The organism is Pseudomonas mandelii, assembly GCF_900106065.1.
GTDB lineage: Bacteria > Pseudomonadota > Gammaproteobacteria > Pseudomonadales > Pseudomonadaceae > Aquipseudomonas > Aquipseudomonas mandelii.
Genome location: NZ_LT629796.1, coordinates 1,980,322 through 2,002,840 on the forward strand (window position 1 = coordinate 1,980,322; position 22,519 = coordinate 2,002,840).

Annotated in this window: 17 protein-coding genes; 2 read left to right on the plus strand and 15 right to left on the minus strand. The window is 61.7% G+C overall.

Going from position 1 to position 22,519, the window contains the following annotated elements; translation table 11 throughout:
* Positions 1–8: 8 nt before the first annotated feature.
* The 10 genes from BLU63_RS08950 to BLU63_RS08995 form a co-directional block, all read right to left on the minus strand.
* A complete protein-coding gene (locus tag BLU63_RS08950; protein WP_083375309.1) occupies positions 9–1,514 on the minus strand; it encodes a YdgA family protein in 1,506 nt (501 codons plus the stop codon).
* Positions 1,515–1,798: 284 nt separating this feature from the next.
* The gene (locus BLU63_RS08955; protein ID WP_083375310.1) at positions 1,799–2,434 is read right to left on the minus strand and encodes an NADH:ubiquinone oxidoreductase subunit N; all 636 of its coding nucleotides are present in this window, start codon (positions 2,432–2,434) and stop codon (positions 1,799–1,801) included.
* Positions 2,435–2,515: 81 nt separating this feature from the next.
* Positions 2,516–3,964 carry an efflux transporter outer membrane subunit gene (locus BLU63_RS08960; RefSeq protein ID WP_077747466.1) on the minus strand — a complete coding sequence of 483 codons (1,449 nt, stop codon included), beginning with the start codon at positions 3,962–3,964 and terminating at the stop codon, positions 2,516–2,518.
* Positions 3,961–4,848, minus strand: coding sequence for an efflux RND transporter periplasmic adaptor subunit (locus BLU63_RS08965; protein WP_083375311.1), 888 nt, complete (start codon positions 4,846–4,848; stop codon positions 3,961–3,963). The genes BLU63_RS08960 and BLU63_RS08965 overlap by 4 nt, the downstream gene beginning before the upstream one ends.
* On the minus strand, positions 4,845–5,054 hold the full coding sequence (locus tag BLU63_RS08970; protein ID WP_083375312.1) for a DUF1656 domain-containing protein: 210 nt from the start codon (positions 5,052–5,054) through the stop codon (positions 4,845–4,847). The genes BLU63_RS08965 and BLU63_RS08970 overlap by 4 nt, the downstream gene beginning before the upstream one ends.
* Positions 5,051–7,123 carry an FUSC family protein gene (locus tag BLU63_RS08975; protein ID WP_077747464.1) on the minus strand — a complete coding sequence of 691 codons (2,073 nt, stop codon included), beginning with the start codon at positions 7,121–7,123 and terminating at the stop codon, positions 5,051–5,053. Before BLU63_RS08975 ends, BLU63_RS08970 begins: the two co-directional genes overlap by 4 nt.
* A complete protein-coding gene (locus BLU63_RS08980; RefSeq protein WP_010464897.1) occupies positions 7,120–7,548 on the minus strand; it encodes a MarR family winged helix-turn-helix transcriptional regulator in 429 nt (142 codons plus the stop codon). The genes BLU63_RS08975 and BLU63_RS08980 overlap by 4 nt, the downstream gene beginning before the upstream one ends.
* Positions 7,549–7,683: 135 nt before the next feature.
* Entirely contained in the window at positions 7,684–7,878 is a 195-nt protein-coding gene (locus BLU63_RS08985) for a type II toxin-antitoxin system Phd/YefM family antitoxin (RefSeq protein ID WP_010464899.1), read from the minus strand.
* Positions 7,879–7,974: 96 nt separating this feature from the next.
* Positions 7,975–8,220, minus strand: coding sequence for a DUF2789 domain-containing protein (locus BLU63_RS08990; RefSeq protein ID WP_010464900.1), 246 nt, complete (start codon positions 8,218–8,220; stop codon positions 7,975–7,977).
* A gap of 139 nt (positions 8,221–8,359) precedes the next feature.
* Positions 8,360–8,821: an aminoacyl-tRNA deacylase gene (locus BLU63_RS08995; protein WP_010464901.1), complete on the minus strand. Its 462-nt coding sequence runs from the start codon at positions 8,819–8,821 to the stop codon at positions 8,360–8,362.
* A 199-nt stretch (positions 8,822–9,020) separates the two neighbouring features.
* Here BLU63_RS08995 and BLU63_RS09000 point away from each other — a divergent pair, with 199 nt between their 5' ends.
* Both BLU63_RS09000 and BLU63_RS09005 read left to right on the plus strand, forming a co-directional pair.
* A complete protein-coding gene (locus tag BLU63_RS09000; RefSeq protein ID WP_083377251.1) occupies positions 9,021–9,554 on the plus strand; it encodes an NfeD family protein in 534 nt (177 codons plus the stop codon).
* Between the two features lie 2 nt (positions 9,555–9,556).
* On the plus strand, positions 9,557–10,315 hold the full coding sequence (locus BLU63_RS09005) for a slipin family protein (RefSeq protein WP_010464903.1): 759 nt from the start codon (positions 9,557–9,559) through the stop codon (positions 10,313–10,315).
* A 95-nt stretch (positions 10,316–10,410) separates the two neighbouring features.
* Here BLU63_RS09005 and BLU63_RS09010 read toward each other — a convergent pair whose 3' ends face one another.
* The 5 genes from BLU63_RS09010 to BLU63_RS09030 are packed head-to-tail and all read right to left on the minus strand — an operon-like array spanning position 10,411 to position 22,513.
* Positions 10,411–11,406: a sulfotransferase family protein gene (locus BLU63_RS09010; protein WP_083375313.1), complete on the minus strand. Its 996-nt coding sequence runs from the start codon at positions 11,404–11,406 to the stop codon at positions 10,411–10,413.
* The gene (locus BLU63_RS09015; protein WP_010464905.1) at positions 11,394–12,179 is read right to left on the minus strand and encodes an aspartyl/asparaginyl beta-hydroxylase domain-containing protein; all 786 of its coding nucleotides are present in this window, start codon (positions 12,177–12,179) and stop codon (positions 11,394–11,396) included. The genes BLU63_RS09010 and BLU63_RS09015 overlap by 13 nt, the downstream gene beginning before the upstream one ends.
* Positions 12,176–12,781, minus strand: a complete 606-nt coding sequence (cysC, locus tag BLU63_RS09020; RefSeq protein WP_010464906.1) for an adenylyl-sulfate kinase — start codon at positions 12,779–12,781, stop codon at positions 12,176–12,178. The genes BLU63_RS09015 and cysC overlap by 4 nt, the downstream gene beginning before the upstream one ends.
* Positions 12,765–14,279 carry a TolC family protein gene (locus tag BLU63_RS09025; protein WP_042932453.1) on the minus strand — a complete coding sequence of 505 codons (1,515 nt, stop codon included), beginning with the start codon at positions 14,277–14,279 and terminating at the stop codon, positions 12,765–12,767. Before BLU63_RS09025 ends, cysC begins: the two co-directional genes overlap by 17 nt.
* A gap of 41 nt (positions 14,280–14,320) precedes the next feature.
* Entirely contained in the window at positions 14,321–22,513 is an 8,193-nt protein-coding gene (locus tag BLU63_RS09030; protein WP_083375314.1) for an Ig-like domain-containing protein, read from the minus strand.
* Positions 22,514–22,519: the final 6 nt, after the last annotated feature.

The following is a 22,519-nucleotide window of genomic DNA, read 5'->3' on the forward strand; positions in this document are numbered from 1 at the left end:
GAGCGGTATTACTGAATCGGTGCAACGCCGCCGAGTTTGCTCATCACGAAGCCGACAAATTGTTCAACGGTCATTTTCTGGCCATTGAATTCCACCTGGTTGTTGGCGTAATGCAATTTGGTGACGACATCGTTGCCCTCCAGCTTGGCCAGTTGCGTACCGACCGCCATGCTGCTGAACATGTCAGCAGTCGCCGTTGCCTGATCGGCGATGAGCTTGGCGTCGGTCTGACCGTCAATCTGCGATTGCACAGTGAACAGGTCAACGAGCATTGGCTTGGACACTTTCAGATTGAAATCCAGCAGCGCAATCAGTTGTTGGGTCAACTGGTCTGGCGGCAGGTCCATGGACTGCGGTTTGGTCAGGTCGAGCACCAGGTTGGCGCGGCTTTCACCGTTGGTGGATTTGAACGACAGATTCTCCAGGGCTACCTGCGGGCCAGCCGCGAGCAGTTTTTCCAGACCGATTTTGACCTGTGCTTCTTCTTCCGGGGTCAACACCAGTTCTGGCGCCGGTTCACCGGCGGCAGCGGCTTCGGCGGCGGCCTTCTCGTAGGGCTGCAATTTGGTCTGGTAGATCTGCATCAGCGACATGGTCGCCGGGATGTCGAGGTTTTTCAGGCTCATGGCCATCTGCGCAGAACCGAACGTTTTGCCATTCAACGACACCTCGCCCACCTTGTAATCGGCGCGCCCCGAAGCGCTGGTGCCCGACTCTTCGGTGTGGTTTTTCATTTCAAATTTCTTGAAGCCCAGTACCGACTGTTTGGCGCCGAAGGTGGTTTTGCTGTCGGTCACCTCCAGGGTGTTGTCGCCGACGTAATAACCGTAGGTGCTTTTGGTCAGGTTGCTGGCCACGGTCAGGCCGTTCAGCTCGACCTTCACGGGTGTCTGGTCTTCAGCCACCGTGGTCAGCGTCAGGCTGTCCATGTAGCCGTCAGCCTTGACCTTTTGGGCTTGGGCGCTGGCGGCGACGTCGAGGTTCAGACCGGAAAACTTCAGGTGGGAGGTGGCGTCCAGCGCCACGTCCAGCGGCAGCAATTCGAGCGTGCCGTTGGTGGAATTGTCGTACCCGATATTGACCAGGCCCTTGAGAGGCGACTGGTCCTTGGCAGCGGCGAACCATTTCTCGGTGGTTGGCGTTCTTTCCAGTTCGTAGTGACTGGTGGCCATGACCGGCAGCCATTTCAGCGACATCAGACGCGAGAACGGCAGCGGTCCGTGTTCGATGTGGTCGACGAACAGCAACTCGACCGGCGCTTCGCCAAACATTTCACCTTCACCCTTGAGGCGATAGTGCGCGGTGCTGCTGAACACGTGGCGCTCCAGCGAGACCAGTTCCAGCGATGCCGTGCCGTTGGAACCCACCAGCGCGGCTTTCAGCTCTTTGTTGGCGTCAGCGATCGAGGTATTCAGCACGCCTTCGATTTTGGTGCCGGTGTACCAGGCACCACCGGCGCTGATTGCACCGATGGCAACGACGATTCCAAGAAGCACGCCTGCTGATTTATTCATGAATTACCCGATCAATGTCCGTTGTTGAAAATGTGGTCGTCTTCCCTGAACCCTTGACGGGTTGCGGTCACGACTGCGCTGAAAGTGCGAGGGAGATTAGCATCAGGCGCACCGGGTGGCCCAATGTTTAAAGGTTAAAGAGTGTCTATGGACCGCGTGCACGGGCCGAGAGTTTCGGCGGTCATGAAATCGCGTTCGCGGGCAAGCCTCGCTCCTACAGGTATCGCATGATCCTTGTAGGAGCGAGGCTTGCCCGCGAAGGCGTCAATACCGACAACATCAATTCAGGAATACTGAACTTCCATCTCATCCAGCTGGTGATCAAAGCTTTTGAGCCGCGCCGTCCACGTATACACCAGCACTTCAAAATCGCGATTGATTACCGCCCCGCCCGCCACGTCCGCACGGGGATCGCAGAAGTCCAGCTGATAGCGTTCGCGGGCCATGGCGGCGGCGACATCGGAGAGTTCGCGGGCGTTGTTCAGCCAGTGCCTGCCGTCTTCGGAGACTTGCTTGTCCAGTTCAAGGCATTGTTTCTTCAACGTATCGAGGCTTTTTTCCAGTGGCGTGCCGGTGAGTTCGCCCATGACTTCCTGGAACGTGCGCCCCGGTTGCCAGTAACTGCCCCAGAAATAGCGGTCAAACACCGTTTCGACCCGACGCAAAGCCACCTTGGTGTCCCAGATCAGCACCCGGGTCTTGCCTTGTTCGAGTTGTCTTTTCTTGATGCGCTGGCCCTGGACTGAGGCCCAGGCCACTACGACGATTGCCATCACGGCAATCAGCGCGGCTGCGCTGTCGAGGAACACCAGAGCCTTGTCGATCTGGTGGGCCAGCATGATGCCGTAGAAATAGGTGGCCGACAGCAGAACCAATGCCGCAATAGCGCACCAGAAGCCGGGAGCATAAGGGTTTTTCATTATTAGATCCCCATGACCAACGCGAGCCTTGATCGATGAAATCGACGCGCGACTTCATCAAATCAAAGCATAGCAACGGCCTCAGGGTTTGCCGGGTTGTGACGCTTGCGTTCGTCCGCTTTCCCAGCCACCGCCCAACGCGAGGAACAGATCGATCTGGCTCATGGCAACTTGCGTGTTCGCGGAGGCCAATTGCGCCCGTACATCGGTGTAGGTGCGGGTCGCTTGCAGATCCGCCAGGAACGATGCGCGGCCAGCCTGGAAGAAGCGGTGGGTCTGGTCGGCGGCCAGTTGTGCCGATTGTTCGGCATCGGCCAACGCATCGCGGCGTTGCAGCAGCGCGGAGTATTGCGCCAGGCTGGTCTGGGTTTCGCGGATGGCGTTGAGCACCACGCCGTCGAAATGCGCAAGCGTACCTTGGGTCGCCGCTTCTGCCTCACGGATTCGCGCCCGGGAACCATTGGACGGCACAGTCCAGGTCAACAACGGACCAAAGCCCCAGCGGTTGGTCGCCGGTTTGCCGAGGTTTTCCAGGATGCCGACGGTGCCGACGGTCGCGCCGATGCTGATGTCCGGGTACAACTCGCCGGTGGCGATGCCGATGCCAGCGGTCGCGGCGGCCAATCGGCGCTCGGCCTGGCGCACATCGGGCCGGCGCTTGAGCAAAGTGGCGCCGTCACCGACCGGCAATAATTGAGTGATTTTCGGCAGTTCGTTGCAGGTGGCGGTCCCGGCCGGCAACTGATCGACCGGTTTGGCCAACAGCATCGACAAACGGAACAAACCCGCCTGGCGCGCCGCTTCATAGCGCGGCATGTCGGCGCGCAAGGATTTGAATTGAGTTTGCGAGCGCGTGACCTGGGTTTCATCGCCGCGCCCGGCGTCGCGCAGACGCTGGATCAGGGTCGTGCCTTGGGCTTGCAGGTCGAGGGAATGCTGAGCGATTTCCTGCTCTTCATTGGCCGCACACACTTGGGTGTAGGCCCGAACCACATCGGCCACCAAGGTGATGCGTGCGGTATCGGCGGCAGCCTGGGTCGCGTCGGCATTGGCCTTGGCCGCTTCGATGCCGCGCTGCAAGGTGCCAAACAGGTCGAACTGATACGAGGTCGTAATGCCGATGTCGCCAACGTTGGCCACGGGTACTTTATCCGCCAGCAAGAAGGCTTCGCCGGACTCCTGCAAACGCTGGGCGCCCATTTTCACGCCGCCGCTCCAGCCGCCCGCCGCCTGCGCTTCGTCAACCTGAGCACGGGCCCGGGAAAGGCTCGCCGCCGCCACGCGCAAATCGGTATTGGTGACCATGGCCTGCTGCACCAATTGGTCCAGGCGCGGATCCTGATACAGGCGCCACCAATCGGCGGGCACCGGGGCGGAAACGACATTTTTACCGTTCACCGCCAATTCACCCTGCAAGTCTTCACGGTGGATGGCCGCGTCGTCCGGCAGGTGATAATCCGGCCCGACCACCTGACAGGCCGACAGCAACACGCCTAATCCGACGACAGCCAAACCCGCGGCCCTGCTCATTTCGCGGGCTCCTGCGGCTGGTCTTCCATGATCGATACCGTGGCGGTGCGCCCGGCGATCATGCGGAAATCCGCCGGTACGTCGTCGAAGGCAATCCGCACCGGAATCCGCTGGGCCAGGCGCACCCAGCTGAAGGCCGGATTGACGTTGGGCAGCAGGTTGCTGCCGCTGCTGCGGTCGCGGTCCTCGATGCCGGCGACGATGCTTTCCACGTGGCCACGCAAACGCGCGCGGTCGCCGACCACGCGGATGTCGACCGACTGGCCGACATGAATGCCGTCGAGTTTGGTTTCTTCGAAATAACCGTCGATGTGGAACGAATTACTGTCCACCACCGACAACACCGGACGCCCGGCGGTGACGAATTCCTGCGCACGCGGCGCACGGTCGTTGACGTAGCCGTCCACCGGGCTGCGGATGGTCGAGCGGTCCAGGTTGAGCTGGGCGCTGTCCACCGCCACTTGGGCTTCCATCAACGCCACTTCGGCGCGAGCGACCCGCGACTGGCTTTCTTCCAGTTGCTCGCCCGGCACCAGATTGCCCAGGCCACGGTTACGCTTGGCTTCCCGTTGCGCCTGGGCCAGGGTTTCCTGACGGTCGGCGACCGCCGCTTTCGCCTGACGCAAGGCCAGTTTGAATCGGTCCTGGTCGACGCTGAACAGCACCTGGCCGCGTTTCACCAATTGGTTGTCACGCACCTGCACTTGCTGGATCAGCCCGGAAACGTCCGGCGCGATCTGCACGATGTCGGCACGGATGTGCCCGTCCCGGGTCCAGGGCGCGAACATGTAATACATCACCATGCGCCAGACCACGACGACGGCGAAGGTCACGATCAGCAAGGTCAGGACAACGCGACCGAGGGTCAAAAAAGGTTTTTTCATGTCATCAGGTATCGACTGAGTGAGTCCACGGCGCCAAGCAGCAAGGCGTAGAGAGCCACGTTAAACAATGCCCGGTGCCAGACCAGACGGAAAAAGTGCAGGCGTGTCAGCAGCCCGTGCACCAACAGGAACAACAGATACGTAATGCCCATCAGCACCAGCAACGTGGGCAGGAACACCCCGCTGATATCCAGATCACCGATCATAAAGGCGCTCCATCGATGCCATGGGGAAGCGGTTCTTCGAGTTCGCCCAAGGCGACGAATTCCACCCCTGGCAGCAGCGACAGGCGCAGGCCGCTCAGGGCATGCAACAGGTGCAGACGCGCGCCGTCATCGCACTCGGTGTTGAGGGCGCGGCGGGTGCGGTCGAGGGTCATCAGCAGCGGGCTCGGTGCCGGCAATCGCTCGCCCGCCTTCAGGCACGCCTTGAAATACTCGCCAACCTCGGCCACTACTTGATGCAGCAGCACTTGCGGGGCGCCGAGCACTCGCGGCGTGTAAGCCAGCAAGTCGAGCAGGTTCAGCGCTACGCGCACTTCCCGCAGCGCGATGCCGGTGTCTTGCCCGGTCATGGCCAGGCGCGGCAGATGCTGCATCAGGCGATCGAGCATCTGCACGCCCAAGTGCCGGTGTTCGGCCAGCGTGGCCGGCTCGGTCAGGCTGACGATGTCGCGCCAGCTGAAACGGGTCAGGCGCTTGGCCGCCAGTTCCGCACCGAATGGCCGGGCGATCAGCGTCCAGACAAAGGCAAACAGCAAGCCGACGGGGCCGGCGAGGTTGGAGTTGGCGAAGCTGAGGAAATCCGCGTCGTAAGCGCCCTGAATGCTGATGAACGACGAGGTGTTGACCAGCGTCAGCAGCATGCCCAGGTAAAACTGCGGCTTGACCGTCAGGGTGCCGATGCAAATGAACGGCACAGAAAACGCCAGCACCAGCATCGGAAAATCATGCAGGTTGGGCAGGACCAGGAACAGATAAAGACTGGCGAACAACACCGACATCGCGGTCCAGAAAAAGAACCGGAAAATCTGCGGCGCCGGGTCGTCCATCGAGGCGAAGAAGCTGCACGCCACCGCCGCCAGAATCACCGCAGCGCCGCCATCGGTCCAGCCGAGCAGGATCCATAGCACCGAGGCGACAATAATCGCGGTCACCGTGGACGCCGCCGAATAAAGCATCAGCCCCCGGTCGAGAAACGGCGACAGGCGGCCCAGGCGCCAGTGCCGATACACCGCGCGCCAGCTGTCCTGGCTTTCGCATTGAATGGCGTATTGCAGGCTGCGGCAGTCTTGCCACAAGTCGATCCACTCGCCGAGGCGATACAGGGCGTTGGAAAACAGCAGTTGCTTGCGGTCATTCAGCGCTTCGGCGGACGGTTGCAAGGCCTCAAGTTGATCTTTCAGCGCCTGCCAGCGGCCGAGGTCGGCATCCTTGTGATTCAGCCATTCGGTGGTCGCCGTCAGCAGCGGCGCGAACTTATCCACAAGCTCGGGCGTTCTGCGTTCGAGGGCATAGAGCGCGTCGTCGAGGGCATCGATCACGGGCAGCAGGTGAATCATGCGGCCGCGCAGTTCCTTGGTATTACGCACCGTCTGCGGCCGCGCGCCTTCGTGGGGCAGCTGGCCGATCATCAATTCCAGGCTGTTGAACGTCGCCACCATCGCCGAGCGCAAGGCGCTGACTTCATCAGGTTGCACGTCGCGGCTGAGGAAACGCAGGCTGTAAGTCGAGGCATCGGCGAACCATTTGTTCACCGAATCGTTGAACACCGGCGCCAGCCGCCGGGGCCAGAACATGGCACCGACCACGGCCGCCACCGCGATGCCGAGAAAGATTTCTTCGGTTCGCGCTTCCGCGACATCCCACACCGCCAACGGGTTATCCACAACCGGCAGGGCGATCAGCGGCAGGGTGTAACCGGCAAGCATCAGCGCATAACTGTTGGCCGTGCGCAGATGCAAAGACAGGAACAGCAACGTCCCGGTCCACAACGCGATCACGACCACCAGCACATACGGGCTCTGGACAAACATCGGCACGAAAAAAACCGCGGCCGCCGCACCGAGCAAGGTGCCGACCGCCCGGTACAACGCCTTGGAACTGGTGGGGCCGACAAAAGGGCTGGAAACGATATACACCGTGGCCATCGCCCAATACGGACGCGGCATTTGCATGAGCATGGCGATGTACAGCGCAATCATCGACGCCGCGAACGTGCGCACTCCGTAGAACCAGTCCCGCGCCGGAGGAACGCCGGTGAAAAATCCGCTCAAGGGTTGGCCACCGATGGCGCGTTCGCGGCTTCAAAGGCTCTCAACACCCGCAGTGTTGCTTCCAGATCACTGCGGTCGATCCCTTCGAGCACTTCATGGCGCAAACGCACCAGCTCGATTTCGACAGCCTGCACCAGCTCCCGACCGGTTTCGGTGAGGCTCAGGCATTTGGCGCGGCGGTCATGGACGTCTTCAGTGCGACAGACGTAACCGGCGTGACACAGCTGATCGAGCAGACGCACCAGCGACGGACTCTCCATCCCAGCCGCCTGCGCCACCGTCACCTGTCGCACACCCTCGCCCAGGCGCCCGATCATCAACAACGGGACGGCGCAGGCTTCGGAAATCCCATAGTTGACCAGCGTGGTCTGGCAGATCTTCCGCCAATGCCGCGCGGCCACCACCATGGAGCTGCTGATGTTCATCTGGAGAGCGTCGAGGTTTTTCGGCACGAGGGGAAATGCACACTGTTAGTTTGCTAACTATCAATATGGCATTGGAGGGGAAAGTTGGTCAAGTTTTGAAACAATTCTGTAGCCGGACGGACCGTTTTACGACATTCAACCGGACCCCTGGTTGAAATCGCCCAGACGCACCAGCATCGTTTCGAAAAGCTCTGCCGAAACCAGAGAGGCCTTGATCTGATTTTTTTCAATCACCGCCACAGGCCTGTCTTGCGCCTCACGCACTATAGTTCCTGCGTTTTTCGCGAGTTCAGAGATGCTGATGACTCTTTCTGCCAAAACACGCTGCATGACTCGGTCTCATGGTTGGACTCAACGCCATGAAAGCTACTTCAGCTCAGGTAACACCTTTCAGAAAAGCTGTGACAAGGTCTTGCGCTCAGATGGTTACACCCCCCGCCCCTTCCTCATCAGCACATCCAGTTGATCCACCACCTCCGCCCAATCCGCATCATCCAGAATCTCCTCCCGCAATAACTGAGCCTGGCTCTCGTTCCAGAAAAACGCATCGGCCAAATGCAATTCGGGCTTGAGCGGTGAGTGAGTGGCGATGAATTTATCGATGCTTTCGGCGTCGTCCGGCAGGCCGAGTTGCTTGAACAGCGAGGGGAGGTTGTGGGTTGGGGATTCCATGTCGGGCTCCTTTTTATGGCAAATGATGGGGTGACTGCTGCGCAGTCATTCGCGGGCAAGCCTCGCTCCTACAGGTGACAGCGTGATCCTGTAGGAGCGAGGCTTGCCCGCGAAGGCGATGTCACTGACTCCACAAAACTCATTGGCTCAATTCACGCACCTCGGCGTGCGGCACCATTTTCAGAAACTGCGGCATTTCCATGCGCAACAGATTGGTGTGGTTGCCAGCTTCCAGATAGATGTCTTTCTGCCGGGTCAGTAGCGGGTCGATGACCACGTCCAGGCCATAGGCTTCGCCCAGGGCGGGCACAGCGCCGCGTTCGCAATCATCGAACAGGTGCGGCAGGTTGCTTTCCCGGGAGATCTGCCATTCGCCGCTGCTGCGAACTTTGCTCAGGTCCAGATGACGGCTGGCGGGCAGCACAGCCATCAGGAAATGCCCGTGTTGGTCGTCGAGGATAACTGACTTGGCCACCCGTTCGGCAGGAATGCCCGCGAGTCGCGCGGTTTCAAGGCTGCTGGCCGAGTGCGGGTGGGACACGATGTCATATTCGCAGTGCGCCTTGTCCAGGCTGCTCTGCAGGGTTCTTGCCATACGCATGATGCACCTCGGTGTCCGCAAACACTGTTTGGCGGACGATGGTTAACACTTTTCTTCGTACTGAAAGTCTAGGCCCGCTGGCGCATTCCGGAGTGAAATCCGCCCGCCGGGCCAAGGTCAACAACTGGTCAAAATTCGTACAACCCACAGCTCAGCTAGACTGTATAAAGAACCATCAATGACTCTCCCGGAGGGTCGCGTGAACATTCGTTGCTGTGCAGTTGCGCTGCTGTTGGCCTTGAGCGGATCGGTCTTCGCGTCGGACACCATTGTCTTGCTGGCCCCCAACCCCATGGGGATCTGGCTGATCACGTTCGGCATCGCCTTTTTGATCGCCGAGGCGGCGCTGCCCAATTACGGCGTGATCGGGCTCGGCGGCATTGTGATGTTCGTCATCGGCGCGGTGATTCTGACCAACACCGAGGTGCCGGTGCCGTTGATGATCGGCCTGGGACTGATCAGTGCGCTTTTGTTGATCTTCCTGCTGATCCGCGCCCTGAAAACCCGACCGCGGCACAACGTCAGTGGCGATGCCGGACTTGTGGGCAGCGTAACGCCGGTGATTTCGTTGAACGCCGACAACGCCTGTAACGGCTGGGTGCACCTGCAAGGCGAACAGTGGCAAGTGCTCAGCAGCACGCCGCTGCAACCGGGGCAAAAGGTCCGGGTGGTGGCACGCAAGGGATTACTGCTGAAAGTGGCCGCGGCTGACGCGGCGTCGAAGGGAGAATAGCCATGGGCCTGCAACTGGGTTTTGCCGCGCTGCTGTTACTGCTGATCGCGCTGGCGGGGTCGACCTTCCGCATCCTGCGCGAATACGAGCGCGGGGTGGTGTTCCAGCTCGGGCGCTTCTGGCAAGTCAAGGGGCCAGGCCTGATCCTGCTGATTCCGGTGGTCCAGCAAATGGTTCGCGTCGACCTGCGCACCGTGGTGCTCGACGTGCCGACACAAGACGTGATCACCCGCGACAATGTCTCGGTCAAGGTCAACGCCGTGCTGTATTTCCGCGTGCTCGATCCGCAGAAAGCCATCATCCAGGTCGAAGACTTCCTCATGGCCACCAGCCAACTGGCCCAGACCACGTTGCGGGCGGTGCTGGGTAAACATGAACTCGATGAGCTGCTGGCCGAACGGGAGCGGCTGAACATCGACATCCAGCAAGTGCTTGACGCCCAGACCGATGCCTGGGGCATCAAGGTGGCGAATGTCGAGATCAAGCACGTGGACCTCAACGAATCGATGGTCCGCGCCATCGCCAAACAGGCCGAAGCCGAGCGGGAACGCCGGGCCAAGGTGATTCACGCCGAAGGCGAATTGCAGGCCTCGGAAAAACTCATGCAAGCCGCCGAGATGTTGGGGCGTCAGCCGGGGGCCATGCAGTTGCGCTACATGCAGACGCTGAGCTCGATTGCCGGGGACAAGACAGCGACCATCGTCTTCCCGCTGCCGATCGAATTGCTCAAGGGGATGGCGGATTTGTCGTCCAAATCCTGACCTTCCGCGAAAACACCAACGTCTGGTAATGCCTCCGGAGATTTCCGAGCAGGCTCGCTCCTACATTGGATCTGCGTCGTACACATAATTTGTGTTCACTGAAGATCAACTGTAGGAGTGAGCCTGCTCGCGATGGCGTCAGTGCTGTCAATGCATGACTTGGCAACCAGCGCCTCATAAGGCCCCCGCGCCCAACGCTCCACCCGCTCATGCAACAACGTCGACGCCTCACGCCGCTTTTCATCACAGTCCCCGACAAACACCGATGAAGGCTGTTTGGCATGCCGCCCCACCGCCGCAAACACTTGCTCCCTCTGCACGTCATCCAACCCGAAAAACCCAGCCAACCGCCCCGCCATTGCGCCCGGCAACTCGCTGTAATTCACCGCCACCCCACCAAACGCCTGGCATTGCGCCAACCCCGATGCCAGCAACCGCCCCAACCGTCGCGCAATAAAATCCTCACGACTGTCGAACGGCAATTCATCATCCAGCCCACTCGCCCCGATCATTCCCGGCACCATGTGCATGCCCGGGCGGCGTATATGGGAAACAGCGATTTCCAGCGGATCGCGGTACACAAACAACCAGGGCGTGTCGGGAAAGCACTCGCGCAGCAGGGGCAATTCGGTGATGTTCCAGGCATCGAGCTTGATCACCAACCGTTGCTCCGTTCCGAGCCGACGCTGACCATAGGCGGACACCAACCCTTTGATCGCGGCGCACCGTTCGACGGCTGGCAAACCACTGCGCAACAACGCATCCAGCGGCGGCGGTTCGCTGATGACGATGTGGTTGGCGAGTTGCGCGAGCATCTGACTGATCAGAGTCGAGCCGCATCGCGAAGCGTGAAAAATGAATGCACTCGGCGCCAACCCGGGACTCTGCGCCTGCCAGTCGCCGAGAACAGCCAACGGCGTCTGCCGACGAAACGCCTGATTGAACGGTAACCTCAGCGCAGCTTCCACGGCATCGCGAAAAAACGGCTGATGCAACGGCGTGTCCCCGAACCAGCACCAATCGACCTGCCACTCGCCAGCCGGCTGCCAGATCCGAATCGGCAACCAGCCTTCGAGATTCAGGCGCTCCATTGTTCATTCCATCGGCGGCGACCGCTGCGCATCCCGGCACGCAGTTCTTCCCGAGAAAATTCCAGGCCTCGCTCCGCCGCCAGCTCCAAGGTGCGGGTGATAAACACCTCGGTGTCCGGCAAGCCCTGCAAGGTCTTCGAAAGCTGCAAATCACTGGCCACCAGACTCTGGAATTGCAGCAAGGCGCCGTCACCCGAACCCGGCTGCGGCGTGGTCGATACACCGTCGACAATCGCCTGCTCCAGCCAGTCACCCGGCCGGCAATCGAGCACCAAATGAACCCGCGCCTGAGTATCCCGATTGTCCACACGGTGCGGTCGCGACAGGTCGAGGAACCAGCACTCGCCTGCCGTCATCGGCATGCGTTGACCGTCCAGCATGAAGTCCACTTTCGGCGGGCTGAGTAGCGGAATGTGCAGGCGCAGATCGGCGGCTGGTCCGCCAAGATCGTAGTCACGATGCTCATGAATCTGCCCGCCCGGCCCCAGTCGCAACAGGCGCGCCGACACGATCTCCACCGGCAGATCCCGCAAGCCCTGCTGCCATCGCGGATCCCTCAACCACGGCGCACGCAACAGCGATTCGCCACGCCCCGGGGACAGTTCCGTCAGGGCATCCGCCGCCGACACCAGCGCCACACCACTCCAGTCCCCGGCGTAGTAATCGCTGTTGAAATGCGCATGCCACGCGTCCTCGCCAATCGCCGCCAGCGCCTGCAACAACAGCGGCAAATCCACCGCCACCGGCAAGCGGGAAAATACCGGTCGGCTCATCGTTTCGGCAGCACCGCACACTCGCCGAGCCAGGTCAGCAAGCGGTCGAGGCAGGCTTCGACTGACTGCACGCCGGTGTCGAGCACCAGGGAGGCGGACGGCGGCGGTTCATAGGGCGCGGAAATCCCGGTAAATCCCGCCAGGTCACCACGACGCGCCCGCGCATAATGACCTTTGGGATCACGCTGCTCGCACACCGCCAACGAAGCGCTGCACCAGACTTCGCGATAATCCTCACCCAGACGGCGAGCGAACACCTCACGCAACTCCACCAGCGGCGCGATCATCGCGAGGATGACGATCTGCCCGTTCTCCACCAACAGCGCCGCGAGTTCGCTGGCGCGGCGGATGTTCTCCAGACGATCGCTGTCGGAAAAGCCCAGGTCACGATTGAGCCCGACCCGCAAGCCGTCGCCATCGAGCACCACGCTCTGCACGCCGCGCTCGAACAACTCAGCGTGCAGGGCCTGGGCCAGCGTCGATTTACCCGCCGCCGGCAAACCGGTCAGCAGGATCGCGGTGCCGTGATGACCATTGCGGGTCTCCCGTTGTTCGCGATTGATGCTCGCGGTCGGCGCCAGCAGGTTATTGGACCGGAGCATGGGTCACCGGCACACTGATATTGCCCGACGCCCACGCCGCTTCGCGGTTGGCTAAGGCGGTGGCGATGGATTGGACTTCGGTGGATTGCACCTCGTCCGGCATCGGGTCGAGGCCGGCGCTGGCGAAGATCTGGCCGTAGGCGTTACGCAGATCGGCATAGGACAGGTCCCGGCGCAAATCCGCCTGCAACGTGTTCAGTTCACCCTGGATCAGGTCCAGTTCACCAAGTCCCGCCGCCTGATGACGGTTGCGCAATTGCCCCAGAATCTCCCCGTCGATGCTCGAGAGTTCCTGGTTGGTCTGGAACTGATTCAGCGCTTCCTGGTAGTTGGCGTTCGCCACATAGAGCTGGGCCAGCACCGCGATGGACATGGCCTGGCGCCGTGCCTTGGCGACCTCTTCGCCGGCCTTGGCCACGTTGATCGCGGCCGGTGCGGAAATCACGTTAAACAGGTTCCAGGTCAGCTTCACACCGTAGTCGGCCCACTTGTCATTGACCAGAAACGAGTTGCTGTCGTAATGCCCACCTGCCGAAAACTCCAGCCCCGGCAACAGCCGCAGCATGGCTTTACGGGTTTCGGCAGTGCTGATGCGGGTCTGGTAATCCTGTTCGCGCAGCTCCGGACGGCTGGCCAGGGCTTCATGCTCCAGGCTGGCCATGCCGACCTTCAACTGCGGAATCGAGTAGTCGTCCGGGGTCGCCAATTTCAGATCGGTGCCCATCGGCAGGTTGATCAGGGTCGCCAGTTCGGTTTTGGCCAGGGACAGCGCCCGGCGTTGCTCTTGCAACTGGCGGGTCGCCTCGATCAGCGAACGCTGGTAACCCAGCGCCTGGATCGGATCGCCGATGCGTTGGGTGCTCATGCTTTGGCTGTTGCCGCGTGCCGTATCGACCCGCGCCATCAGGCTGTCGATCTGCGTGAGCAAACGTTCGGCAGCCACCGCTCGCCAATAGGCCGAGCGCACGTCCTGGACGATGGTGTTGATGACCTTGCGCCGACGTTCCTGAACGATCAGGCGCTGGTCGCCCTGCTGTTTGGCACTGATGTAGCTGACGCCGAAGTCGAGGACATTCCACACCATGGTCAGGTCGGCCACTCGGCGGTCGCGGTCCTGGGAGGTCGACGGTTCCAAAGACTGGGTGCCGGTCAGTACGCTCTGGCTGCTGGAGGCGCCAACGTTGCTACGCCCGACGTAGCCCGCATCCAGGGCCATGCGCGGCAGCATGTCGAAACTGGCGAGGTCGAGTTGGCGCTTGGCCAATGCCTCTTCCATGATCTTGAGCCGGCCTTCAAGGTTGTACTTCACCGCACGGGCCATGGCCTGGTGCAAGGTCAGCGGACCACTGAGCGGCTCCTGGCCGGTGTACATGTTCTGCAGATCGCTCTTGGCACGCTGTTCGCTGACGCTGCGTTCGATCGGTTCACTTTTGACGGCACATCCGCTTATCGCAAGCGCCAGCAGGCTGACGCACAACAACGAGTGACTTCTATTCATCCTTGACTGCCCCTGAGTGCTGCACTGATTTTATGGTTTTTTCAGGCCTGCATTTCGCTGATGCCGACCTGCTTCAACGCTGCGGCCAGGCTGTCGACCTGCCGTTGCTCGGTGTCTTTGAGTTGTTGCAATTGCTGGTTCAGCGTCAGCGCGCCAAACACGCCGCGCAGTCCTTGGGAAACATCCCCGCCCCTGATGGAATGACTGCCGAACGAGTTCAGTGAGTCGCGTTCACTGCTGGTGTCCTGATTGAACAGACTCGACAGCGTACTGGTGCTGAATACCCCGCCATCGCCACCCCCAAAGCCAAGGAAACCGTGACCTGACCCATCGCCGCCACTGTCGCTGCTGCTGAATACCTGGGCGATGAAGCTGCGGGTCAGCGCGCCACGGTTGATGAAAATGTCCCCCAGCGGCCGGATGCCGTTGCCGATCACCCGGTCTTCGAACAGCGGGGTAAAGGTCAGCGGCGAGCCCAGCGCGCCCGTTGGCGCGGCGAAAATGATCGGTTGCAGCGGCGCGTTCGGTTGCTCAGCAACGGTTACGGGTTGCGAGACGGGGATCACCGGATCGACCGGCACCAACACACTTGGGGTCGATACGGTGTTGATCGCGAAGTTATTCGACTGGCTGGCGCCGCTGCCGGCATTGCCCGAACCGTCACTGACGCCCGCGATGTTCAGGCTGATCACGTTGCTGCCGTTGCTGACATTGTTGGTAGGCGTCAGCATCGCGGTCCAGGTTGTGCCGCCGTCGCTGCTGGACAGGTCGGACAACGTGCCGTTGGCCACATTGATGTCGGACAGGTCGAAACCGCTCACTGCTTCGTTGAACGTGATTGTCACCAGCGACGTCTGTCCGACGCCAATGTTGGGGTTGGCGACCACGACGGTGACGGTCGGCCGTTCACCGTCGATGGCGTAATTGTTGGACACGGCGAAGCTGCTGCCGATGTTGCCTGCCAGGTCGGCGACATTGCTGGTGTCGAGGGCGATGAAGTTGCTCGGGTCGGACATATTTGCTGTGGGCGTGAAGGTCGCGGTCCAGGTCTTGCCGCCGTCACTGCTGGCCAGGTTGCTCAACTCGCCGTTGGTCACGCTCAAATCCGACAAGTCGAAGTCGCTGACCACCTCGCTGAAGGTGAAGGTCACGAGCGTGGTCTGGCCAATGCCCAAATGCGAATTGGCGACCACGATGGTGGCGGTCGGGCGCGTGGCATCGAGGGCGTAGTTGTTGGAAATGGCAATCGCGGCACCGGCATTGCCTGCCGCGTCAGCCACGTTGCCGGTGTCGAGCAGGATCAGGTTGGTGGTGTCGTTGATGTTCGCCGTCGGCGTCAGGGTCGCGGTCCAGGTCACGCCGCCGTCGCTGCTGGCCAGGTTGGACAGCACACCGTTGGCCACGCTGAGGTCCGACAAGTCGAAACCGGACACCGTTTCGCTGAAGGTGATGGTCACCGTGGTGGTCTCGCCGATACCGAGGCGATTGTCCGCGACCACGATGGTGGCGGTCGGCCGCGCCGTGTCGACGGCGTAATTATTGGAATCGGTCACGCCCACGCCGCTGTTGCCTGACGCATTGATCACACCGCTGTTGTCGAGGCTGATCAGGTTGCTGCTGTCCGTCACGTCGACCGTTGGCGTGAAGGTCGCCGTCCAGGTGACGCCGCCGTCGCTGGACGAGACATTGCTCAGCGTGCCGTTGGCGATGGTCAGGTCAGCGTTGCTGAAACCACTCACCGCTTCGCTGAAGGTGATGGTCACGCCTGAAGTTTCGCCGGCCTTGAGGGCGTTGTCGGCGATCACGATGGTCGCGGTCGGCACTTGGGTTTCCACCACGTAGTTGGCGGAGTTGGTGGTGCCCGTACCGGCGTTACCGGCCTGGTCTGCGATGCCGGTGTTGTTCAGGGTGATGAGGTTGGTCGCATCGGTCACGCCGAGGGTCGGGGTGAAAGTCGCGGTCCAGGTGATCCCGCCATCGCTGCTGCTGACGACGCTCAACGTGCCGTTGGCAATGCTCAGATCACTGTTGTCGAATCCGTTGACGGCCTCGGAGAAAGTGATGGTCACCAGCGCGGTTTCGCCCGGTTTCAGAGTCGTATCACTCAAGACGATGGTGGCGGTCGGGCGCAGGCTGTCGATCACGTAGTTGTTGGAGTCGGTGGTGCCGCTGCCCGCGTTACCGGCCTGGTCGACGATGCCGGTGTTGTCCAGCGTGATGAGGTTAGTCGCATCGTTGACGCTGACGGTCGGCGTGAAGGTTGCCGTCCAGGTGATGCCGCCGTCGCTGCTGCTCACCGCACTCAATGTGCCGTTGGCGATTGTCAGGTCGGCATTGGAGAAACCGCTGACCGCCTCGCTGAACGTGATGGTGACCAACGAGGTTTGGCCCAGCGCCAGCGTGGTGTCCGCCACCACGATGGTGGCCGTCGGGCGCACGGTGTCGATGGCGAAGTTGTTCGAATCAGTGGTGCCGCTGCCCACGTTGCCCGAGGCATTTTGCACACCGCTGTTGTCCAGCGTGATCAGGTTGGTGGCATCGGTGATGCTGGTGGTCGGCGTGAAAGTCGCCGTCCAGGTGATGCCGCCGTCGCTGCTGCTCACTGCGCTCAACGTGCCGTTGGCAATCGTCAGGTCGGCGTTGCTGAAACCGCTCACGGCTTCGCTGAAGGTGATGGTCACCAGGGAGGTTTCACCGATGTTCAGGGCGTTGTCGGCGACCACGATAGTCGCCGTCGGCAGCACGGTATCGATCGTGTAATTGCCGGAATTGGTGGTGCCGCTGCCGGTATTGCCAGCAAGGTCAGCCACGCCGGTATTGGCCAAGGTGATGACGTTGGTCAGGTCATTCACTCCGACGGTGGGCGTGAAGGTCGCGGTCCAGGTGATGCCACCGTCGCTGCTGCTCACGGCGGTTAACGTGCCGTTGGCAATCGTCAGGTCAGCGTTGGTGAAACCACTGACGGCCTCGGAGAACGTAATCGTCACCAGCGAAGTTTCGCCGGCACTCAGGGTCGGGTCTGCCAGGACGATGGTCGCGGTAGGGCGGAGCGTATCGATGGCGTAGTTGTTGGAATCGGTGGTGCCGCTGCCGGCGTTGCCCGCCAGATCCGCGATGCCGGTGTTGTTCAGGGTGACCAGGTTGGTCGTGTCGTTGATGCTGGCGCTCGGGGTAAAGGTCGCGGTCCAGGTGATGCCGCCATCGCTGCTGCTCACGGCCGTCAACGTGCCGTTGGCAATCGTCAGGTCGGCGTTGGTGAAGCCGCTGACCGCCTCAGAGAAGGTGATGGTGACCAGCGAGGTTTCGCCGATGCTCAGTGCAGTGTCCGCCACCACGATGGTGGCCGTCGGGCGCACGGTATCGATGGCGTAGTTGTTGGAGTTGGTGGTGCCGCTGCCGGCATTGCCCGAACCGTTTTGCACTCCGCTGTTGTCCAGCGTGATCAGGTTGGTGGCATCGGTAATGGTGGTGGTCGGCGTGAATGTGGCCGTCCAGGTGATGCCGCCGTCACTGCTGCTCACCGCGCTGAGCGTGCCGTTCGCGATGGTTAGGTCGGCGTTGCTGAAACCGGTCACCGCTTCGGAGAAGGTGATGGTCACCAGCGAGGTTTCGCCGATTCTCAGCGCATTGTCGGCGACCACGATAGTCGCCGTCGGCAGCACGGTATCGATCGTGTAATTGCCGGAGTTGGTGGTGCCGCTGCCGGTGTTGCCGGCAAGGTCGGCCACGCCGGTATTGGCCAGGGTGATGACGTTGGTCAGGTCATTCACGCCAACGGTAGGCGTGAAGGTCGCAGTCCAGGTGATGCCGCCGTCGCTGCTGCTCACGGCCGTCAACGTGCCGTTGGCAATCGTCAGGTCAGCGTTAGTGAAACCACTGACTGCCTCGGAGAACGTAATCGTCACCAGCGAAGTTTCGCCGGCACTCAGGGTCGGGTCTGCCAGGACGATGGTCGCGGTAGGGCGGAGCGTATCGATGGCGTAGTTGTTGGAATCGGTGGTGCCGCTGCCGGCGTTGCCCGCCAGATCCGCGATCCCGGTGTTGTCCAGGGTGATCAGGTTAGTCGTGTCATTGACGCTGGCACTCGGGGTGAAGGTCGCCGTCCAGGTGATGCCGCCATCGCTGCTGCTCACGGCCGTCAACGTGCCGTTGGCAAGGGTCAGGTCGGCGTTGGTGAAACCGCTGACCGCTTCCGAGAAGGTAATCGTGACCAGCGAGGTTTCGCCGATGCTCAGTGCAGTGTCCGCCACCACGATGGTTGCCGTCGGGCGCACGGTATCGATGGCGTAGTTGTTGGAGTTGGTGGTGCCGCTGCCGGCATTGCCCGAACCGTTTTGCACACCGCTGTTGTCCAGCGTGATCAGGTTGGTGGCATCGGTAATGGTGGTGGTCGGCGTGAAAGTCGCCGTCCAGGTGATCCCGCCGTCACTGCTGCTCACCGCGCTCAACGTGCCGTTGGCAATCGTCAGGTCGGCGTTGCTGAAACCGGTCACCGCCTCGGAGAAGGTGATGGTCACCAGCGAGGTTTCGCCGATTTTCAGCGCATTGTCGGCGACCACGATGGTGGCGGTCGGCAGCACGGTATCGATCGTGTAATTGCCGGAATTGGTGGTGCCGCTGCCGGTGTTACCGGCAAGGTCGGCCACGCCGGTATTGGCCAAGGTGATGACGTTGGTCAGGTCATTCACGCCAACGGTAGGCGTGAAGGTCGCTGTCCAGGTGATGCCACCGTCGCTGCTGCTCACAGCCGTCAACGTGCCATTGGCAATCGTCAGGTCAGCGTTGGTGAAACCACTGACGGCCTCGGAGAAGGTGATGGTCACCAGCGAGGTTTCGCCCGCGGTCAGGGTGGTATCGGTCAGCACAATCGTGGCCGTCGGACGCACCGTGTCGATGGCGTAGTTGTTGGAATCGGTAGTGCCGCTGCCGGCGTTGCCCGCCAGATCCGCGATGCCGGTGTTGTTCAGGGTGACCAGGTTGGTCGTGTCGTTGATGCTGGCGCTCGGGGTAAAGGTCGCGGTCCAGGTGATGCCGCCATCGCTGCTGCTCACGGCCGTCAACGTGCCGTTGGCAATCGTCAGGTCGGCGTTGGTGAAGCCGCTGACCGCCTCAGAGAAGGTGATGGTGACCAGCGAGGTTTCGCCGATTCTCAATGCGGTGTCCGCCACCACGATGGTTGCCGTTGGCCGCACGGTGTCGATGGCGTAGTTGTTCGAATCGGTAGTGCCGCTGCCGGCGTTGCCCGCCAGGTCGCTGACCCCGGTGTTGTTCAGGGTGATCAGGTTGGTTGTGTCGTTGATGCTGGCGGTCGGCGTGAAGGTCGCCGTCCAGGTAATTCCGCCGTCGCTGCTGCTCACGGCCGTCAATGTGCCGTTGGCGATAGTCAGGTCGGCGTTGGTGAAACCGCTCACCGCCTCGGAGAAAGTGATGGTCACCAGCGAGGTCTCACCGATTCTCAGTGCGGTGTCCGCCACCACGATGGTTGCCGTTGGACGCAATGTATCGATGGCGTAGTTGTTGGAATCGGTGGTGCCGCTGCCGGCGTTGCCCGCCAGGTCGCTGACCCCTGTGTTGTTCAGGGTGATCAGGTTGGTTGTGTCATTGACGCTGGCAGTCGGTGTGAAGGTCGCCGTCCAGGTGATGCCGCCGTCGCTGCTGCTCACCGCGCTCAGGGTGCCGTTGGCGAGGGTCAGGTCGGCGTTGGTGAAACCGCTGACGGCTTCGCTGAAGGTGATGGTCACCAGCGAGGTTTCGCCGATTTTCAGTGCCGTGTCGGCCACCACGATGGTCGCGGTCGGGCGCACGGTATCGATGGCGTAATTGTTGGAATCGGTGGTGCCGCTGCCGGCGTTGCCGACCAGGTCGCTGACCCCGGTGTTATCGAGGGTGATCAGGTTGGTCGCGTCAGTGATGCTGGCGGTTGGCGTGAAGGTGCCCGTCCAGGTGATGCCGCCATCGCTGCTGCTCACGGCCGACAAGGTGCCGTTGGCAATCGTCAGGTCCGCGTTGGTGAAACCTGTCACGGCCTCGCTGAAGGTGAAGGTCACCAGCGACGTTTCGCCGACCTTCAGCGCGGTGTCGGTAAACACGATGCCGACGGTGGGGCGCAAGGTGTCGACCACGTAGTTATTGGAGTTCGTGGTACCGACGCCGGCCGTGCCCAGGCCGTTGTTCACCCCGGTGTTGTCCAGGGTGATGAGGTTGGTCGTATCGGAAATGCTTGCGGTCGGCGTGAAGGTGGCCGTCCAGGTGATGCCGCCATCGGCGCTGCTGACGGCGCTCAGGGTGCCATTTGCAATGGTCAGGTCGGCGTTGGTGAAACCGGTCACAGCCTCGGAAAAGGTGATCGTCACCAAGGACGTTTCGCCGATGCTCAGAGTGGTGTCAGCGACCACAATGGTTGCGGTCGGCGGCGGCGCATACGCGGTGTTGAGTACACCTCCGTCGTTGAAGATAGTCGCGACGGAGGTCGGCGAAGTGCCGGTTGTACCTCCACCCTGCGCGGTACCGCCTGCTCCACTGGCCGCGGCATTACCAGCCAGGGCCGCGAAGTTGGAGGCCGTGATCAGCAGCGTGCCTTTGTTCCAGATCGCGCCGACGCCCCGACCGCCGATGCCGCCATTGCTGGCATTGCTGCCTTGGCCACCGCCACCGCCACCGCCACCACCGGCGCCGATGTTGTTGCTGATGGTCGAAGTGCCGATGATGGTAATGGTGCCGCTGCTTGCGTTGTAGATCCCGCCCGCCGCGTTGCCGCCAGCGCCACCGACTTTGTCCCAACCGGCGCCACCGCCCCCGCCGCCAATGGAAATCGTGCCATTGGTGGCCGTCGAGCCGTTACCGCCGTTACTGTAATAGGACACGCCCAGCCCGCCCGCGCCGCCAGTATTGGTGCCACCGCGACCGCCCATGTGGGTCGCGTCATAACCGCCACCGTAGCCGCCGGCATTGGCGCTGCCAGCCTGTCCGCCCAACGTGCCGGTGCCCGGCCCGGCCGAGCCACCATGCCCACCGTTCTGACCGCCCAAACCGCCGCCACCACCACCGCCACCGCCGTAAAAAGCACCCGTGACACCGCCGCCGCCACCGCCGCCGGAAGCGGCATTGGAGGTCACGCTGACGTTGTTAAGGGTCAGGATGCCGGCGTTGAAAATCCCCCCGGCCATTGCCCCTGAGGCACCGTAGCCCCCGTTGCCGCCCGTTCCCGCCACCAGGCCACGGGTAATCACCAGGCCATCAAGGGTCACGGTTCTGCCCGCGGCAATTTCAATCACCCGCGTCCGGTACTGACCGTCGAGAATTACGTCAGCCACGCCGTCGTTGTTCAAGTCGCCATCGACGGTGATGTTCTGGCTGATCAGCAGTTCGGACGTCAGCTGCACCGTCATGCTGGCGTTGAAGGTGACGATATCGCCGTTCTGCGCCGAAGCGATGGCGGCACGCAACGAGCCGATACCGGTGTTGCCGTTGTTGGTAGCAGTCCAGGTCGCCAGGCCCCACTGATATTCACTCATGGCCGTGGTCGACAGCACGTTGGCGCTTTCGATGTTGCCGGTGACAATTTCCAGGTCCCAGTCGCCGCCAATCCCGGTGCGGTTGCTGGAAGCGGCTACATCACGGCCGGTCAGCTGCGCGAGGGAATCGACAAAACTCAAGCCTCGCTCACCTTCGGCGGTGTAGCAGCCGTAGATCATGATGTCGCCGCCGGCATTCATGTCCTTGCCGATTTCCGCCAGCACCGCACTGCGGGCCGCGACGTTGTCGGCCGACAGATAGCTGTCGCCCAGCCACAGGTCGCCCGCGTTGCCGTGAGCAATGATTTGCACGGAACTGATGCCCTGATGGGTATCCAGATAATCGGCAATCTGTTGCAGACCGTCCCGACTCGCGTCCAGCTGAACCACTTGAGTGCCGGGTGCCACGCCCTTGAGCAGGCTGTCGGCGTCCTTGACCCGGGAATCGACGAACACCACGCTCTGCCCCGGTACGGCAACAGGTGTTGAAGCCGGCGTGGCATCGGCCTGGCCGTGGGTGTCTTGGCTGGCGACCGGCTGATCATTCGCCGGCGCTTTCGCCGCGTCGGCCGTGGGATGGCTTTCAGGCTGGGCGGCATCCGCCACGGTGGCCGCGACCGCGCCGTCGAACAACATCCGCGGCTCCAGGGACATGATCATGGGCGAGACCAGCGCCCGTGCACCTTCGGTAACCCGCGACTTGCCTTTGCTCCACCACATGCTGCT

Coding starts and splice junctions, on each gene's coding strand:
- BLU63_RS08955 (WP_083375310.1), bottom strand. CDS start 2,434: ATGAAAAACCCTTATGCTCCCGGCTTCTGGTGCGCTATTGCGGCATTG.
- BLU63_RS09010 (WP_083375313.1), bottom strand. CDS start 11,406: ATGGAGCGCCTGAATCTCGAAGGCTGGTTGCCGATTCGGATCTGGCAG.
- cysC (WP_010464906.1), bottom strand. CDS start 12,781: ATGCTCCGGTCCAATAACCTGCTGGCGCCGACCGCGAGCATCAATCGC.
- BLU63_RS08965 (WP_083375311.1), bottom strand. CDS start 4,848: ATGAAAAAACCTTTTTTGACCCTCGGTCGCGTTGTCCTGACCTTGCTG.
- BLU63_RS09005 (WP_010464903.1), top strand. CDS start 9,557: ATGGGCCTGCAACTGGGTTTTGCCGCGCTGCTGTTACTGCTGATCGCG.
- BLU63_RS09015 (WP_010464905.1), bottom strand. CDS start 12,179: ATGAGCCGACCGGTATTTTCCCGCTTGCCGGTGGCGGTGGATTTGCCG.
- BLU63_RS08995 (WP_010464901.1), bottom strand. CDS start 8,821: ATGCGTATGGCAAGAACCCTGCAGAGCAGCCTGGACAAGGCGCACTGC.
- BLU63_RS08970 (WP_083375312.1), bottom strand. CDS start 5,054: ATGATCGGTGATCTGGATATCAGCGGGGTGTTCCTGCCCACGTTGCTG.
- BLU63_RS08980 (WP_010464897.1), bottom strand. CDS start 7,548: ATGAACATCAGCAGCTCCATGGTGGTGGCCGCGCGGCATTGGCGGAAG.
- BLU63_RS09025 (WP_042932453.1), bottom strand. CDS start 14,279: ATGAATAGAAGTCACTCGTTGTTGTGCGTCAGCCTGCTGGCGCTTGCG.
- BLU63_RS08990 (WP_010464900.1), bottom strand. CDS start 8,220: ATGGAATCCCCAACCCACAACCTCCCCTCGCTGTTCAAGCAACTCGGC.
- BLU63_RS09030 (WP_083375314.1), bottom strand. CDS start 22,513: ATGTGGTGGAGCAAAGGCAAGTCGCGGGTTACCGAAGGTGCACGGGCG.
- BLU63_RS08950 (WP_083375309.1), bottom strand. CDS start 1,514: ATGAATAAATCAGCAGGCGTGCTTCTTGGAATCGTCGTTGCCATCGGT.
- BLU63_RS08985 (WP_010464899.1), bottom strand. CDS start 7,878: ATGCAGCGTGTTTTGGCAGAAAGAGTCATCAGCATCTCTGAACTCGCG.
- BLU63_RS08960 (WP_077747466.1), bottom strand. CDS start 3,964: ATGAGCAGGGCCGCGGGTTTGGCTGTCGTCGGATTAGGCGTGTTGCTG.